The 16,726-nt window shown below is 59.0% G+C and carries 14 protein-coding genes; 7 read left to right on the top strand and 7 right to left on the bottom strand.

Going from position 1 to position 16,726, the window contains the following annotated elements:
- Positions 1–12: 12 nt before the first annotated feature.
- Positions 13–2,094, bottom strand: coding sequence for a glycine--tRNA ligase subunit beta (gene glyS / locus Q1A74_RS15315; RefSeq protein ID WP_299598108.1), 2,082 nt, complete (start codon positions 2,092–2,094; stop codon positions 13–15).
- The gene (gene glyQ, locus Q1A74_RS15310; RefSeq protein ID WP_299598105.1) at positions 2,094–3,095 is read right to left on the bottom strand and encodes a glycine--tRNA ligase subunit alpha; all 1,002 of its coding nucleotides are present in this window, start codon (positions 3,093–3,095) and stop codon (positions 2,094–2,096) included. Before glyQ ends, glyS begins: the two co-directional genes overlap by 1 nt.
- 206 nt (positions 3,096–3,301) lie before the next feature.
- Between glyQ and Q1A74_RS15305 the strand changes: the two genes are divergently transcribed.
- Together Q1A74_RS15305 and Q1A74_RS15300 are read left to right on the top strand one after the other, a co-directional pair.
- On the top strand, positions 3,302–4,195 hold the full coding sequence (locus Q1A74_RS15305; RefSeq protein ID WP_299598102.1) for a lysophospholipid acyltransferase family protein: 894 nt from the start codon (positions 3,302–3,304) through the stop codon (positions 4,193–4,195).
- A gap of 120 nt (positions 4,196–4,315) precedes the next feature.
- Positions 4,316–4,957: a CDP-alcohol phosphatidyltransferase family protein gene (locus Q1A74_RS15300; RefSeq protein ID WP_299598099.1), complete on the top strand. Its 642-nt coding sequence runs from the start codon at positions 4,316–4,318 to the stop codon at positions 4,955–4,957.
- Positions 4,958–4,962: 5 nt separating this feature from the next.
- On the opposite strand, the gene Q1A74_RS15295 is transcribed toward Q1A74_RS15300, so the two are convergent.
- From Q1A74_RS15295 to def, 5 genes are all read right to left on the bottom strand, one after another.
- Entirely contained in the window at positions 4,963–6,414 is a 1,452-nt protein-coding gene (locus tag Q1A74_RS15295) for a TrkH family potassium uptake protein (RefSeq protein WP_299598096.1), read from the bottom strand.
- A gap of 17 nt (positions 6,415–6,431) precedes the next feature.
- Positions 6,432–7,817, bottom strand: coding sequence for a Trk system potassium transporter TrkA (trkA, locus tag Q1A74_RS15290; protein WP_299598093.1), 1,386 nt, complete (start codon positions 7,815–7,817; stop codon positions 6,432–6,434).
- A 150-nt stretch (positions 7,818–7,967) separates the two neighbouring features.
- On the bottom strand, positions 7,968–9,329 hold the full coding sequence (gene rsmB / locus Q1A74_RS15285) for a 16S rRNA (cytosine(967)-C(5))-methyltransferase RsmB (RefSeq protein ID WP_299598091.1): 1,362 nt from the start codon (positions 9,327–9,329) through the stop codon (positions 7,968–7,970).
- Entirely contained in the window at positions 9,322–10,290 is a 969-nt protein-coding gene (gene fmt, locus Q1A74_RS15280; protein WP_299598088.1) for a methionyl-tRNA formyltransferase, read from the bottom strand. The genes rsmB and fmt overlap by 8 nt, the downstream gene beginning before the upstream one ends.
- A 210-nt stretch (positions 10,291–10,500) precedes the next feature.
- Positions 10,501–11,007 (bottom strand): peptide deformylase, encoded by a 507-nt coding sequence (def, locus tag Q1A74_RS15275; RefSeq protein WP_299598086.1) that lies wholly within the window; start codon positions 11,005–11,007, stop codon positions 10,501–10,503.
- Between the two features lie 290 nt (positions 11,008–11,297).
- On the opposite strand from def, the gene Q1A74_RS15270 reads away from it, so the two are divergent.
- The 5 genes from Q1A74_RS15270 to hemF all read left to right on the top strand — a co-directional run bounded on the left by Q1A74_RS15270 (position 11,298) and on the right by hemF (position 16,693).
- Positions 11,298–12,365, top strand: a complete 1,068-nt coding sequence (locus Q1A74_RS15270; RefSeq protein ID WP_299598084.1) for a LysM peptidoglycan-binding domain-containing protein — start codon at positions 11,298–11,300, stop codon at positions 12,363–12,365.
- 66 nt (positions 12,366–12,431) lie between these two features.
- Positions 12,432–13,589, top strand: coding sequence for a DNA-processing protein DprA (gene dprA / locus Q1A74_RS15265; protein ID WP_299598081.1), 1,158 nt, complete (start codon positions 12,432–12,434; stop codon positions 13,587–13,589).
- 68 nt (positions 13,590–13,657) lie between these two features.
- Positions 13,658–14,827 carry a PQQ-dependent sugar dehydrogenase gene (locus Q1A74_RS15260; RefSeq protein ID WP_299598078.1) on the top strand — a complete coding sequence of 390 codons (1,170 nt, stop codon included), beginning with the start codon at positions 13,658–13,660 and terminating at the stop codon, positions 14,825–14,827.
- A gap of 325 nt (positions 14,828–15,152) precedes the next feature.
- Positions 15,153–15,740, top strand: a complete 588-nt coding sequence (locus Q1A74_RS15255; protein WP_299598075.1) for a Sua5/YciO/YrdC/YwlC family protein — start codon at positions 15,153–15,155, stop codon at positions 15,738–15,740.
- 47 nt (positions 15,741–15,787) lie between these two features.
- Complete coding sequence (gene hemF / locus Q1A74_RS15250; RefSeq protein ID WP_299598071.1) at positions 15,788–16,693, top strand: oxygen-dependent coproporphyrinogen oxidase; 906 nt, start codon at positions 15,788–15,790, stop codon at positions 16,691–16,693.
- The last annotated feature ends 33 nt before the right edge of the window (positions 16,694–16,726 follow it).

The following is a 16,726-nucleotide window of genomic DNA, read 5'->3' as shown; positions in this document are numbered from 1 at the left end:
GCGAATGCCCAGTTACTTGGCTGGCGCCAGCATAGAAATGTCAGCGGCTTCCAGGAACAGGGCACGCAACTGCGCCAGTAACGCCAGGCGATTGTTGCGCAGCTGCTCGTCGTCCGCCATCACCATCACACTGTCGAAGAAGTTGTCCACGGTTTCGCGCAGGCCGGAAAGACCGGCGAGGCCCTCTTCAAAGCGGGCTTCCGCGTACAGCGGAGCCACCGCTTCTTCGGCATCGCGAATGGCCAGATACAGGGCTTTTTCCGCATCTTCCTGCAGCAGGGATTGGTCTACCTCGCTCGGTGCCGGGCCATCCAGTTTTGCCAGAATATTGGATACGCGTTTGTTGGCGGCGGCCAACGCTTCTGCTTCCGGCAGTTGGCTGAAGCTGTGCACGGCCTTTACGCGATTGTCGATATCCAGCGGACGGGACAGTTTGCGCGCGGATACCGCGAGGAATACTTCTGCCTTGATACCGGCATCCTCAAAGCGCGCACGGAAACGCTCGATCATATACGCAAGCGTCTGTTCCACCACGGTGTCATGCTCCGCCAGTGCGGTGCGCGGATAGCCGTCGCGCGCCAGCGTCAGCAGTTCGCGCAGGTCCAGATCAATATTTTTCTCGACCAGCAGTCGCAGTACCCCGAGGCTGGCGCGGCGCAGTGCAAAAGGATCGCGGGAGCCACTGGGTGGCTGGCCAATACCGAAAATACCCACCAGCGTATCAATGCGATCCGCCAGTGCGATGATGGTGCCCGTTTCGCTTACCGGCAGTTCATCGCCGGCAAATTTCGGCATGTATTGCTCGTACATGGCCTTGGCCACGTCCAGTGGTTCACCGTCATTTTCCGCATAGTAGTAACCGGCAATGCCCTGTAGGTCCGCAAACTCGAATACCATTTCGGTAACCAGATCGGATTTACACAGTTGCGCAGCGCGTTGTGCCAGCGCGGTATCGCCGTCGATTTTTTCGGCGATCGCGGCGGCCAATTTGGCGAGACGTTCGGTCTTGTCGTACACGGTGCCCAGCTTTTGCTGAAACACGATGGACTTGAGTTTTTCCCGTCGCGCTTCGAGACTGGTTTTTTTATCGGTATCGAAAAAGAAGGCCGCATCGGACAGGCGCGGGCGAATCACCCGCTCGTTGCCTTCAATGACCTGTTTTGCGTCGGTACTTTCAATGTTCGAAACGGTGATGAAGAAGGGCATTAACTTGCCGTCTTCGTCTACCACGTGGAAATATTTCTGGTGCTCTTTCATGGAAGAGATCAGGGCTTCCGCGGGCACATCCAGGAAGCGCTTCTCAAAGCGGCCGGTCAGCGCCACTGGCCACTCCACCAGTGCGGTCACCTCGTTCAGAAGATCGTCGTCGATCACAGCTTCGCCGTTAACATTATTGGCTTCGGCCTGTACCTGTTCACGAATCATCTCGCGACGCTCGGCAAAATCCACGACTACGTATCCGGGATCCAGCAGCTTCTGAGCGTAGTCTTTGGCGGAGGCTACGGGCAATTCGCGATTGCAGTGGAAACGGTGGCCGCGGGTAGTGTTGCCGGATTGCAGGCCGAGGACTTCGGCTTCGACTACATCGGTACCCAACAGCATCAGCAACCAGTGCACCGGACGTACAAACTCTTCTTTGCGCGCGCCCCAGCGCATACGTTTTGGGATTGGCAGCTGTGCCAGTGATGCGGCGACAATATCGCCCAGCAGGTTTTTGGTCGCTTCACCTTTCTGCTCACTCACAAATGCGAGGCGCTCACCCTTGTCGGTTTGTACGCGTGCCAGTTCATCAACACTGACACCGGCGCCGCGGGCAAAACCCTGGGCAGCTTTGGTGGGGTTGCCGTCTTTATCAAAAGCCGCAGCCACTGCAGGGCCGTGCTTTTCAATCTGCTTATCCTGTTGTTGTTCAGCCAGATCACTGACCGCAACCGCAAGGCGGCGGGGGCTCGCGTAGGCCTTGACGGCGCCATAGGCGAGCTCGGCGTCTTTCAGCCCCTGTTCGATCCCGTCGGCGAAGGCCTGCATCAGTGTGTGCAGGGCTTTGGGGGGCAGCTCTTCGGTGCCCAGCTCAACCAGAAAATCCTGAGCCATTACTTCTTCTCCTTCTTCGCTTTGCCCTTGGCTTCGGCTTTTTCTGCCTGAGCCATTACCTCATTGCGGATTTTCTCGTCGGCCATCGGGAAGCCGAGGGATTTGCGTGCATCGAAATACGCCTGTGCCACCGCACGTGCCAGGGTGCGCACACGCAGGATGAAGCGCTGGCGCTCCGTCACGGAAATGGCGTGGCGTGCGTCCAGCAGGTTGAAGGCGTGGGATGCCTTCATAACCTGCTCGTAGGCGGGCAGCGGCAGGCCCAGCTCGATCAGGCGCTGGCTGTCGCGTTCGCAGTGATCGAAGGTGGCAAACAGGAATTCCACATCGGCGTGTTCAAAGTTGTAGTGGGACATTTCCACTTCGTTCTGGTGGAACACATCGCCGTAGGTCACCGGGGTGCCGTCGGCGTTGCGGGTCCACACCAGGTCGTAGATAGATTCCACACCCTGCAGGTACATGGCGATGCGCTCGATACCGTAGGTGATCTCACCGGTGACCGGGTAGCATTCGATTCCGCCCACCTGCTGGAAGTAGGTGAACTGAGTCACTTCCATGCCGTTCAGCCACACTTCCCAGCCGAGGCCCCAGGCACCCAGGGTGGGGGATTCCCAGTTGTCTTCCACAAAGCGGATATCGTGCACCGCCGGGTCGATGCCCAGGGCGCGCAGGCTGTCCAGGTACAGTTCCTGGATATTGCTCGGGGAAGGCTTCATTACTACCTGGTATTGGTAGTAGTGCTGCAGCCGGTTGGGGTTTTCACCGTAGCGGCCGTCGGTGGGGCGGCGGCAGGGCTGCACATAGGCGGCGTTCCAGGTTTCCGGGCCGATGGCGCGCAGGAAGGTGGCGGGGTGAAAAGTACCGGCGCCCACTTCCATATCCAGAGGCTGTAGAATGACGCACCCTTGGCGCGCCCAGTATTCCTGCAGGGTAAAAATCAGTCCCTGGAAGGTGCTCAGGTCCTGCGCGGGGCTAGATCCGCTGGTTTTTTGCTCGGACACCACAATCTCCGGTTTCAGCTGGGTGAAAATACAAGGGGCGCAATTATAGCGGCAGCGGGTTGCGCGCTAAACAGCGCGCGCGGTATTGAGGGTAAATTGATGGCCATAAAACGGCCATACTGCTAAGAAATTGAAGCTCGCGGCGATTTGTGCCGATTTGGATTGGTTTCCGATGAGCTTTCGGGGCATGGGGCCCACACAGAAGGATGTATCGTTTGGATATAAAAGGGCAATTTTCGGTGGCGGCGCTGAAGCTGATCGGCAGCCTGCCACTGGGCTGGTCGCGACGTCTGGGGAAGCTGGCGGGTTATGGCACAGTCGCCACCCGGGGCGACAGCCTGCGTATCAGCAGAATCAACCTGGCGCGCTGTTTTCCGGAAATGTCGGAAAAAGAGCGGGAAAAGCTGGCCAGAACCAGCGTGGTGAATACCGTGGCCACCGGATTTGAAATGGCAACTCTGTGGCGCAAGCCCTGGAATCATGCGGAAGACCAGATTACCCGCATACGCAACCAGCAGTTGCTCACCGACGGCGTGGAAGCCGGCCGTGGCGTGCTCGTACTGGTACCGCATATCGGCAACTGGGAGATTTTTGGCCAGTACCTGGCGACGGTAGGGCCGACCACCAGCCTGTACGCGCCGCCCAAAATCGAAGCCCTGGACCCATTGATCCGCGATGGTCGGGAAAGCACCGGCGCAACGCTGGTGCCCACCAACGTGCGCGGCGTCCGCGCATTGCTTAAAGCGCTGAAGGGCGGGGGTATCGTCGGTGTCTTGCCGGACCAGGAGCCGGATCTTTCTGGCGGTGATTTTGCGCCGTTTTTCGGACATCCCACGCTCACCATGACCCTGGCGTACAACCTGATTCAGCGCACCGGCTGCAAGGTGGTATTCGGTTTTGGCAAGCGCGTTGCTGACGGGTTCGAGCTGGTCCTGCTGCCTGCAGAGCAGGCGATCTATAGCGACGAGGTCAAGGTGTCTCTGGCGGCACTCAACCGCGGCGTCGAATCCTGCATTGCCGAGGCGCCCGAACAGTATCAGTGGGAATACAAGCGCTTCCGCCGGATTCCCGAGGGGAAAAGCGGGATCTACCGCAAATAGCTCCACCGATTTGTGCGGCACCCACTCTGCCGGGAGGTGATGGTCTATGTTTGTAAGAGTTCGCATCGCGCGTGCTCTAAGCCTTTAAAAAAACTAGCCGCCAACACCACGACCAGCATCATGACCAGTAAAAAAGGGTCCAGCACTACGGATGCGAGCCCGGTACCACCTTCCCGCTGGCGCCACCTGCCCAATGTGCTCTCAATCTCGAGAGTCGTATTGATTCTGCCGATTATTTGGCTGTCATTGGCCCAACAACACCTGTGGGCACTGGTGGTATTTGGTGTGGCGGTGGTCAGTGATCTGCTCGATGGCTTTCTGGCGCGGCGATACAACTGGCAGTCCCATTTGGGTTCCTTGCTGGACCCGATCGCGGATCGAGTTTTTGTACTCTGCCTGATTCCGTTGCTGTGGTATTTCAGTGCGATCGGAACGGCGTATACCATTCTTGTGGTAGTCCGCTACGCGATTCAGTTGAGTATTTTGCCCGTGTTACTACTGTGGCTGAAAAAACCCTTCAGGGTTGCACCGGACTGGGTCACGAGATTCGCTGCGATGCTGGTATTCTTGGTGTTGGGGTTGGGGTTTGCCGACCTGGTGGTGATCGAGTACTTCGATAAAAGTACGGCAGCCGATAAAGTTTTTCAGCGCACATTGCATGCACTGACGTTTCTCGGCTGTCTGTTTGAATTGGTCATTCTCTACAGGTTCGTTCCCCGTTACTGGCAAGTGCTTCGCGACAAACACGATACGTTTGAATAACCGGATCAGTGTCGCCAGAAAGCCGGGGTGAGTAGCACCAGCAAGGTAAAAATTTCCAGGCGTCCCATCAGCATTGCAAGAATCAGAAAGCTCTTTGCCACTTCATTGACTTCGCCATAGTGCGCCGCCGCATCTCCCAGTGCCGGGCCGATATTGCTCAGGCAGGAGGCCACAGTGGAAAACGAGGTTACAAAATCTTCTCCGGTCGCCATTACTACAATGGTGAGCACAAAGAACGACAGAATATAAATCGCGAAAAATCCCCACACTGCATCGGTAACCCGGGTCGGAACAATTTTCCGGTTGACCTTGATTGGCACCACCGCATTGGGGTGTACCAGGCGGTTCAATTCCCGCAACCCGGATTTCACAATCAGCATTACCCGCACGGCCTTGATGCCACCCGATGTGGAGCCTGCACAGGCGCCCATGATGCCGAGCAGCAGCAGAATGTAGGGCAGGAAGGCCGGCCAAATGGCGAAGGTCTCTGAGCCGAAGCCTGCGGTGGTGCCGATGGAAACCACCTGGAAAATCCCGTGCAGGATACTACCGCGCATATCAAAGGTACCGGACATATACAGGTAGCCGATGATGATTGCGCTGGCGCCGATGGTGACCATTACATAAAAGCGGAATTCGGAGTCTTTCCAGTAGTGCCGCACGGAGCGGTTGCTGAGCGCCACAAAATGCAGCCCGAAGTTGATCGCTGCAGTGAGCATGAAAATGATCGCGATCGCCATGATCGCGTTGTTGTGGGCATAAAATCCCATGCTCGCATCGTGGGTGGAGAAGCCGCCGTTGGCCACGGTGGAAAACGCGTGGCCCACCGCATCAAATACCGTCATACCCGCCCACCAGTAGCCGATGCCACAAAGAATAGTGAGCACGATATAAATCACGAAAAGTGCGCGTGCAGTTTCCGCAATACGCGGGGTCAGCTTGGTATCTTTTACCGGCCCGGGCATTTCCGCCTTGTACAACTGCATCCCCCCGATACCCAGCATGGGAAGAATCGCCAGTGCGATAACAATTACACCGATACCGCCAAACCACTGCAGCTGCTGGCGGTAGTAGAGAATCGCGGGGGGCAGGGTGTCGAGGCCGGTAATGGTGGTGGCACCGGTAGTGGTGAGGCCGGAGATGGATTCAAAAATGGAATCCACCACGCTCAAGTCCGGCTGCGGGCTGATGATAAAAGGCAGCGCACCGAAACTGCCGAGAATCAGCCAGAACAGGGAAGTCACCACAAAGCCGTCGCGGGTGCGTAAATCCTGTTTCAGGTCGTGTACCGGCAGCCACATAAACAGACCGGTCAGCAGGGTGATGGCGAAGGCCACAGTAAATGCGATATGGGTGCCGTCTTCGTACCACAGGGAGACACCAATGGGCGGCAGCAGGGTCAGGCTGAACACCGTCAACAGAATGCCGAATACCCGCGCTATGACCGCAAATCGCATTTATCCAGTTCCCGCGGTCAGAAAAAGCTGAAGCCGACCTGGAACAATTGCTCCACGTGTCGGGTATGGCGGCGGTCGACGAGGAACACGATCACGTGATCGTCGGACTCAACAATGATGTTGTCATGGGCGATCAGCACCTGACTTTCACCCTCACGTTCGCGCACGATGGCGCCGATACTGGCACCTTCGGGCAGGTCGATGTCTTCAATTTTGCGCCCGACGACTTTCGAGGTGCGTTTGTCGCCGTGGGCGATCACCTCGATGGCCTCGGCAGCGCCGCGGCGCAGCTGGTGCACATTCACCATATCGCCGCGCCGCACGTGGGTGAGCAGGCTGCCGATGGTGTTCTGCTGCGGTGAGATGGCGATATCAATTTCGCCGCCTTGAACAAGGTCCACATAGGCGCGGTTGTTGATCAGCGTCATCACCTTGCGGGTGCCCAATCGCTTGGCCAGCAGGGACGACATGATGTTGGCTTCGTCGTCGTTGGTTAACGCGAGGAATACATCGGTATCTTCGATGTTTTCTTCCAGCAGCAGATCCTGGTCAGAGGCGCTGCCGTGCAACACGATACTGTTGCTGAGCTCTTCGGATAAAAAGATACAGCGGTCGTGATCTTGTTCGATGATTTTTACCGAGTAACGGTTTTCGAGTTTGTGCGCGAGGCGTAAACCGATATTGCCGCCGCCGGCGATGGTTATGCGTTTATAACCCTGCTCCAGCCGGCGCAGTTCGCTCATTACGGCGCGAATGTCCTGCTTGGCGGCAATAAAGAAGACTTCGTCGCCGGCCTCTATCACGGTGGAGCCCTGCGGAATAATGGGGCTGTTGCGGCGATAGATGGCGGCGACGCGGGTGTCGACCTTGGGCATGTGTTCGCGCAGGTAGCGCAACTGGTGGCCTACCAGTGGGCCACCTTGTACGGCGCGCACGGCGACAAGCTGGACGCGGCCGTCGGCGAAATCCAGCACCTGCAGGGCGCCGGGGTGTTCGATCAGCCGGGCGATGTATTCGGAGACGATCTGCTCGGGGCTGATGAGAACGTCGATGGGAATCGATTCAGTGGAGAAGAGTTCGGGGTATTGCAAATATGCAGAGGCGCGAACGCGGGCAATTTTGGTGGTGACCCGGAACAGGGAGTGGGCGATTTGACAGGCGGCCATGTTGGTTTCGTCATTGTTGGTGACGGCTACCAGTATGTCCGCGTCCTCGATGCCGGCTTCCTGCAGGATGTCCGGGTGCGAGGCGTGTCCCACAACCACACCGATATCGATGCGGTCGCGCAGTTCGCGCAGGGTTTTCTCGTCGCTGTCTACCAGAACGATATCGTTGCGTTCCGATGCCAGGCTTTCTGCCAGTGATCCACCGACCTGGCCGGCGCCGAGAATAATAATTTTCATATTAGATTTTTGAGCCTGTTCCGCAGTGCTCTTTTAAAGCTGGCGCGGTGGCGTCGGAGTACCGACTTCAGTTCTTACTTCTGTTCTTCGTAAGCTGTGAGCAAAGGCTCAGCCGCAGTGTGGATAAGCCTACGCGTGTCCACCAAAGCATCATGCTTTCGGGGCTTTCACAAGCATCGCGTAATAAAACCCGTCGCCCGCATGAATACCCGGTAGCAGCTGTATTCCGGCATCCTGCGGCAGCCCCCAGGGCTGCTCATTCAGCAATTGCGGCGTATTGTCCCTCGCATCCGGTGTCTCCGCAATGAAGCGCGCCACCTGAGCGCTGTTTTCTTCGGGGAGTATGGAACAGGTGGCGTAGAGCAGAGTGCCGCCGGGTTTCAACAGGCGCCACATTGCGCGCAGGATTTTGCCCTGCAGCTCGGCGAGTTCGGGAATATCTTCGGGCCGGCGCAGCAGTTTGATGTCCGGATTGCGGCGGATGACGCCGGTGGCGGAGCAGGGGGCATCGAGCAGGATGCGGTCGAAGGGTTCGCCATCCCACCAGTGCTCGGGCTCCGACGCATCCGCGCATATCAGCTGTGCACCGACGCCGAGGCGCTCGAGGTTTTCGATCACGCGGTCGAGACGCTCTTCTTCGATATCCAGGGCACTGAGGTCGAGATCCGGCTGAAGCTCCAGCAGGTGGCAGGTTTTACCACCGGGGGCAGCGCAGGCGTCGAGGATTTTTTCACCGGGTTGCGGGTCGAGCAGCCCGGCGGCCAGCTGTGCAGACTGGTCCTGGACGCTGATGAGGCCGTCTTCGAAACCGGGTAAGCGGGTGACGGCGACGGGGCTTTCGAGTACCAGGCCGGCTTCGGAAAATTCGCAGGGCTGTGCCGGGATACCAGCATCTTTAAGTTGCGCGAGATATTCGTCGCGGCTGTTGCGGGAAAGATTCACCCGCAGCGTCATAGGCGGGTTTTCGTTGTTGGCGGTGAATACCGTTTTCGCTTCAGTGCCCCAGGCGGCCTTGATTGCCTGTTGCAGCCACTCCGGATGCGCGGAGCTGAACTGCGGGTTGCCGGAGAGTTTGCGAGTAAGCGCTTCCTTATTACGCAGTGCATTACGCAGCACACCATTGACCACGCCAGTGGCGTGACCGAGTTTGAGCGCGCGGGCGGCCTCGACCGTGGCACCGATGGCGGCGTGGTCGGGGATGCGGGTATATTCGAGCTGGTACAGGCCCACCAGCATTAGCGCGGCGAGCTCTTCATCTTTGATGGTTTTTTTCGACAGTTTGCCGAGGATCAGCTCCAGTCGCGGCGCAAAGCGCGCTGTGCCGTAGCAGAGCTCGCGCAGCAGCGCGCGATCTTTTCCGTTTCCTTGCGCGTCATCGATCTGTTTCTCCGCCCAGGGCAGCAGCCGCTGCAATGAGCCGCGGTCCTGATACAGGCGGGCGATCACGAGAGCCGCAAGGGCGCGGGCGCCTTTTCCTGTACTTTTTGCTGCTTGCTTGGGGGAATCACTCATGGCTCTGGCCTAACTGGGTACCGGGTTGGAAAAGCTCGCGGTACCCCTTGAGGATTTCCGCTACCGGCAACGCCTTCTTGCCCGGCAATTGTAGTTGAGTCAGGCGCAACGCCTCACGCCCGCAGGCCACCAGGATACCTTCATCGTCAGCGGAAAGAATTGTCCCGGGCACATCGGTGTGGCAACCCTGCTCGAGCTTTGCCGCATACACCCTCAACCGCTGCGGTTTGCCCTTGTTATCCACATACTCCGTCCAGCACACCGGGAAGGGGTTGAACGCGCGTACCAGCCGTTCCAGCTCTGTCGCCGGCCGGCTCCAGTCCAGTCGGGCTTCTTCTTTAGATATCTTGCCCGCGTAATTGGCTTGCGCGTCGTCCTGAGTCTGCGGCTGCGCGGTACCGCTTTCCAGCAGTTTCAGTGCCTCCAGTAGCGCCGGCCCGCCCAGCTGCGCCAGCTTGTCGTGCAGGCTGCCACCGGTCTCGCCCGCCGCGATGGGCGTGCGCGCCTCGACCAGCACCGGCCCGGTATCCAGCCCCGCCTCCATCTGCATGATTGCTACGCCGCTCTCGGCATCACCCATCTCCACCGCGCGCTGAATCGGCGCCGCGCCGCGCCAGCGCGGTAATAAGGAGGCATGCACATTCACACAGCCCAGATGCGGGGTATCCAGCACCACCTGCGGCAAAATCAGCCCGTAGGCCACCACCACCATCAGGTCCGCGTCCAGCGCCGCCAGCTCCTTCTGCGCTTCTTCATCTCGCAGGGACAGCGGCTGATATACCGGAATACCGTGCTCCAGTGCCAGCTGCTTCACCGGGCTCGCCAGCAGCTTTTTGCCGCGCCCGGCGGGGCGGTCGGGCTGGCTGTAGACCGCCATGACGTTGTGTTCGCTGTCGAGCAGGGTTTGCAGGTGTACGGCGGCAAAGTCGGGGGTGCCGGCAAAAATGATGTTCAGGGTCATGGAAAATGCTTTCAGAAAAGAAGGAGTGGGCTCGACGACGAAGCTTAAAACTAGGATGCGAAGGCAGGGTGCCGGGGAGTTGCTTTCAGAAGCGTCGGCGACAGGGACGTCGCCGCCGCAGCGTACAGGGATGTATACACAGCGGTTCTGAAAGCAACTCCCCGGTGCCTTGCCGCCCAAAGACCGGCTTCAAGGCGCCGGCCTAGGGGATCAAGCTCTCTGGCGATGCGCCTTCTCAAGCTTGGAACGAATACGATTGCGCTTGAGCGGCGAGATGTAATCCACGAACAGCTTGCCATCGAGGTGATCGATCTCGTGCTGGATGCACACCGCCAGCAGCCCCTCGGCCTCCAGCGCATAGGTCTCGCCGTTGCGATCCAGCGCCTTCAGGCGGATTTTGCGCGGCCGCTGCACCGTTTCATAGAAACCGGGAACAGACAGGCAGCCCTCATCGTACTTGTGAATCTCCGGATCCAGCACCTCAACCTCCGGGTTGATCAGCACCAGCGGCTCACTCTGATCTTCTGACACATCAATCACCACAATGCGCTCGTGCACATTGATCTGCGTCGCCGCCAGGCCCACACCCGGCGCTTCATACATCGTTTCAAACATGTCATCGATCAGCGTGCGATGAGTGTCTGTCACCTCAGTGACGGGTTCCGCCACCTTGCGCAGACGGGGATCGGGGAATTCGAGGATTTCCAGTTTGGCCATAACACCTGTGACAAACTTCTAGTCTTAGTGGAACTTGCGCTGATAACATAATGATCGCGCTTGAAATTTGCTGAATTGGGAGTGGTATCCGCGCACTGGCCGACGGGCCAGATGGCGTTCTTTTACTCCCCACCCCGGCGACGTCAGCCGCCACCGGTTCAGCGCTGTGAGATTATAGCGATATAAACCCTCAGTGATAGCCGCCCGGGCGCACCCCGGGATTCAGCAAGCACTTTCAGCAAACTACAAGGCCTCAGCGCTAGCGACAAAAAAAGCATAGGAATGCTTCCATGAAAAAAATAATCCTGGCCGCCGCCGCAACCCTGCTGGTGACCATTGGCCTGCAGGCGCAAGATTCGCGCCTCAAGCCCGACCATCCGGACACCTACGTTGTGCAGAAAGGCGACACCCTCTGGGATATCTCCGGCACCTTCCTCTCCCAGCCCTGGTACTGGCCGGAAATCTGGCAGGTAAACCCCCAGGTTGAGAACCCGCACCTGATTTACCCCGGCGACCGCCTGAACCTCGTCTATATCGACGGTCAGCCCCGCCTGGAGCTGGAGCGTGCGCCCACGGCCTACAAGCTGAGCCCCACCAGCAACAACCGCCTGGGCCCGTCCGTGCGTCGCGAGCCCATTGGTAGTGCCATCCCGGCGATCCCGCTGGATGCAATCAACGCCTTCCTGTCCCGCACCCGCATCGTCGGCCCGGGCGCCTTCCAGGGCGTACCCTACGTGATTTCCGGACAGGACCAGCGCATCCTCATGGGCGCCGGTGAAAAAATATACGCCCGCGGCGACTTCCGCGAGCCCCTGTCCTCCTACGGCATTTACCGCCCGGGCCCGGTCTACGCCGACCCCTATACCGGTGAAGAACTGGGGCAGCAGGCCCTGGATATTGGCTCCGTAGACCTGCGTCAGTTGGACACCGACAACGCCAACACCGAATACGCCGTGGCCACTATGGACGTGACCCGCACCAGCCGCGACATCCGCTTGCAGGACCGCCTGCTGCCGGTTGAGGAGCGCGCGATCGCCGCGCTGTTCCAGCCCGGTGCTCCGTCGGTTCCCGTCGATGGCGTCATTCTTGGTGTGGAAGAGGGTGTGACTCAGGTTGCCAAATACGATGTGGTTGCTCTCAACCGCGGCTTGCGCGAAGGCCTGCAGCCCGGCCACGTCCTCGCCATCTACAAGCGCGGTGCCACCGTGCGCGACCAGCTGGCCCGCGAGAGCGTGAAACTGCCGGACGAGCGCGCCGGTGTACTGATGGTATTCCGCAGCTTCGAAAAAATGAGCCTTGGCCTGGTGCTGGAAGCCGACAAGCCACTCGCCGTTATGGATCTGGTAAGAAACCCCTGAGCAGGGGCATCGAGTGCGGCCGTGTGCCGCACTCAGATAAAAGACAATCCCCGGAGGTACTCGCGCATGGATGCGCTGACCGCTTCTCTTTCTCTTCTGCGGCTTGAGGGCATAGGCCCCAGCAGCTACTGGCAACTGGTGGAGCGTTTCGGCTCCGCTCTCGCCGCACTGCAGCTCCCCCCCGAACAACTCTCCCGCAAACTCCCCGATCGTGCCCGCGCACAGTTGGCGGAATATCAGCGCCTGGAGATGGACAGCGAACTGGGCCAGTGGGCCTTGGCCGAGCGCCAGCGCTGTGCGGAGGAATGCATTTATCTCGTGCATCGGGATGATGAAAACTACCCCGCGCTGCTGAAAGAAATCTCCCGTCCGCCACCGGTACTGTATGTTCGTGGCAATCCGAATGTGTTGTCGTTGCCCCAGGTGGCAGTCGTCGGCGCGCGTCGATCCAGTCGCGCCGGGCTCGACAACGCCCAGGCCTTCTCGGCCGATCTCGCCGCCGCCGGCTTTGCTATCACCTCCGGTCTCGCCCTGGGTGTGGATGCCGCCGCACATGCGGGCGCACTGCAGGGCGAGGGGCGTACCATCGCAGTATTGGGCACCGGGGTTAACCGGGTGTATCCGCGGCGCAATGCGGCGCTGGCCGAGCAGATCCTCGCCGCCGACGGCGCCATCGTCAGTGAAATGCCTCTCGGCACTGCCCCGGAAGCGGGCAACTTTCCCCGCCGCAATCGCATTATTTCTGGCCTGAGCCTCGGTACCCTGCTGGTGGAGGCCGCGGTGCGTTCCGGCTCGCTGATTACCGCACGACTGGCCCTGGAGCAGAATCGCGAGGTATTTGCCATCCCCGGCTCCATCCACAATCCGATGGCGCGGGGCTGCCACCACATGATCAAACATGGCGCACATCTGGTAGAAACCAGCGCGGATATCGTTCAGCACCTGGGCGGTCTTTTGTCGGGAATGGCGACGCAGCCGGGACTGTTCGAGCCGGCACCCGCGATTTCCGTGTCGCTTCCCAGTGAGCAGCGCGATGTCATGCGTGCGCTGGGCACCGATCCCCGCAGTATCGAACAGCTGGCGCGGGACACCGACGGCGATACCGGTGCACTAATGGCTTGCCTGCTGCATCTGGAACTGGAGGGGCTAGTGGAGCAGCTTCCCGGGGGCTACCAGCTCACCGGCAGCGGCAGCAAAGCACTACTGGCATTGGCAGAAGATTGAGGTGGCACTGGCCGAATAACCAAAAAGCCGTTACGGTCATCCCTGAAAATATCAGGGAGTCCAAAACCATGGGTCTGCTAACCAGCCTGTTCCGCAATCACATGCCCCGCCGCGCAGTTACCATTGCCGGTACGGCAGTGGCCTTTTCGTTTACCGCCACCGCATTCGCCGCCAAAGGCGATATTCATCTCGACAAGCTGAACCTGCCGGAAGGTTTCAAAATCGAGGTGTACGCCGAAGATGTTCCCAATGCCCGCCATATGGCACTGAGTGACAGCGGCACCCTGTTTGTGGGCTCGCGAGGGGAGGGCAAGGTGTATGCGGTGCTGGATAAAGATGGCGACAACAAGGCGGATGAAGTAAAGGTCATTGCGGAGGGGCTCAAGCATCCCACCGGTGTTGCCCTCAAAGATGGCGACCTCTATGTGAGCGCCACCACCAGTATTCTCCGGTTCGACGACATCGAGGCGAACCTGGACAACCCACCCAAGCCCGTCACCATCACCGAGCAGTTTCCCGATAAGCACCACGGCTGGAAATACATCGCCTTCGGTCCGGACGGCTGGCTGTATGTTCCCATCGGCGCCCCCTGCAATATCTGTGACGAGAAAGGCTACGCCAACATCCAGCGCCTCAAAATCGAGGGCGACAAGGTGGCAAAAACCGAAACCTGGGCCCAAGGGGTGCGCAATACGGTCGGCTTTACCTGGCACCCGGAGACCAGCGAACTCTGGTTTACCGACAATGGCCGCGACATGCTCGGCGACAATATGCCACCGGATGAGCTGAACAGGGCACCGAAACAAGGTCTGCACTTTGGCTATCCCTACTGTCATGCTGGCGACATCCTCGATCCCGAGTTTGGAGGAGCAGAGGGCGGATACGGCAAACAGTGCAGTGACTATGTGCCGCCGGTACAGAAGCTCGGCCCCCACGTGGCCGCACTGGGTGTAAAGTTCTATACCGGGGAACAGTTTCCGGAAGACTACAAAAACCAGATACTGATTGCTGAACACGGCTCCTGGAACCGCAGCAACAAGATCGGATACCGGGTGACCCGGGTGAGCCTGAACGAGAAGGGCGAAGCCACGTCTTACGAACCGTTTATCGACGGCTGGCTACAGGGCGAAGAACGCTGGGGCCGCCCGGTGGACGTACTGGTGATGCCAGACGGCGCTTTGCTGATATCGGACGACTACGCCGGCGCAATCTATCGTGTTACCTATACGGGTGAATAGTCGGGCGAATGACTTTGAGCCGCGCAGTACGGATTGCATTTACTCGAAGGCGTGGGGTGAGCTGAATAGCTGACACGGAAATTAAAGCGCAATCCGCAACGGCTGGATTGCCCGCGAAACGCGCCACCCCTTTTCATCCTCACGGGATGACGGCCAGCCTTAGTGCTGGCCTTTTCGTTTGTGGCGCGAGTAAAAAATGCGTCAGTCCGCACCTGCCTTGTCTAGGCTGGTACTATTCGCTAAATTGCCGCGCTGGTTAATCCCAGGCTCGAGGCATGAAGCGCCCCGAACGAGACCCTAAAGCATTCCCAAAGAGTTCCTGCCCTTGTCCTCCGAGAATTGCCCAACCACCTTCAGCCAACGTCTGACTCTGGCCTGCGCCGCACGCGCCCTGGCCGCCGGCGGCGTGATTGCTCATCCCACAGAATCCGTATGGGGGCTCGCCTGCGATCCCGGCAACCCCGATGCAGTGGCGCGCCTTGTGGCGCTGAAAAATCGCCCGCTTGAGAAAGGATTGATTCTGGTTTCCGGTGATGTGGGCGACTTTTCCGGTCTACTGCACAATCTTTCCGGCGATCAGCGCGCGCGCATCGACGCCACCTGGCCCGGCCCGGTGACCTGGCTGGTGCCACACTTTGATCAGGTGCCACCCTGGGTCAGTGGTGTGCATCACAGTGTGGCCCTGCGCCATACCGACCACCCGTTTACTGCGGCACTGACACGGGCATTTGGTGGTGCCATCGTATCCACCTCCGCCAATCCGGCGGGCTGCCAGCCGGCGCGGCAAAAATTTCAGGTACTACGCTATTTTGGTGCCGATCTGGACTTTGTCGGCGGCGGCAGCACCGGCGGTCGTGCCGCGCCCAGCGAGATCCGCGATGCGTCCAGTGGCCGCATCGTGCGCGCAGGCTGAATGCCCCTTGCTGCGCCCGCAACGCTTGAACCTTTACTGAGATTGATATGAGTACGATCGATATCCAGGCTGTCAAAAATTATTTGCTCCAACTGCAGGACCGGATCTGTGCCGAGCTGGTTGCGGTGGACGGTAACGAATTTTTCGAAGACGCCTGGAAGCGCGAAGGTGGTGGCGGTGGCCGCACCCGGGTGCTGGAAAACGGTAACGTGATAGAGAAGGGTGGGGTGAATTTTTCTCACGTCTTCGGAGACAAGCTGCCACCCTCGGCCACCGCGGCGCGTCCGGAACTGGCCGGCCGCTCGTTTCAGGCCATGGGTGTGAGTCTGGTCATTCACCCGAAAAATCCCTACGCGCCGACAAGTCATGCGAATGTGCGTTTTTTTGTGGCGGAAAAAGAAGGTGCGGAGCCGGTTTGGTGGTTCGGCGGCGGTTACGACCTGACGCCTTATTACGGCTTTGAAGAAGATGTGGTGCACTGGCACCAGACCGCGAAAAATGCCTGCGTGCCTTTTGGCGAAGATATCTATCCCCGTTTTAAAAAGTGGTGCGATGAATATTTTTATCTGAAACATCGCGATGAAGCGCGCGGTGTAGGCGGGTTGTTTTTTGATGATTTTAGCGAGGGCAGTTTCGATAATGCCTTCGCTTTTATGCAGGCGGTGGGCGACTCCTATGTGGACGCCTATTTGCCAATTCTGAATAAACGCAAGGATACCGAATACGGCGAGCGCGAGCGGGACTTCCAGCTTTACCGACGCGGCCGCTATGTGGAATTCAATCTGGTATTCGACCGCGGTACCCTGTTTGGCCTGCAAAGCGGTGGCCGTACCGAATCCATTCTGATGTCACTGCCCTCTGAAGTGCGCTGGCGCTACAACTGGCATCCCGAAGCCGGCACCCCGGAAGAAAAGCTGTATACAGATTTTTTGCCGCACCGGGATTGGGTTTAACTCAGTATTGTGGGATTTTTCTAAAGGAAATAG

The organism is uncultured Microbulbifer sp. (assembly GCF_947504145.1).
In the GTDB taxonomy this organism is placed as follows: Bacteria; Pseudomonadota; Gammaproteobacteria; order Pseudomonadales; family Cellvibrionaceae; genus Microbulbifer.
The sequence above is the reverse complement of the archived record's forward strand: the minus strand, read 5'-3'. Positions and strand labels throughout refer to the sequence as shown.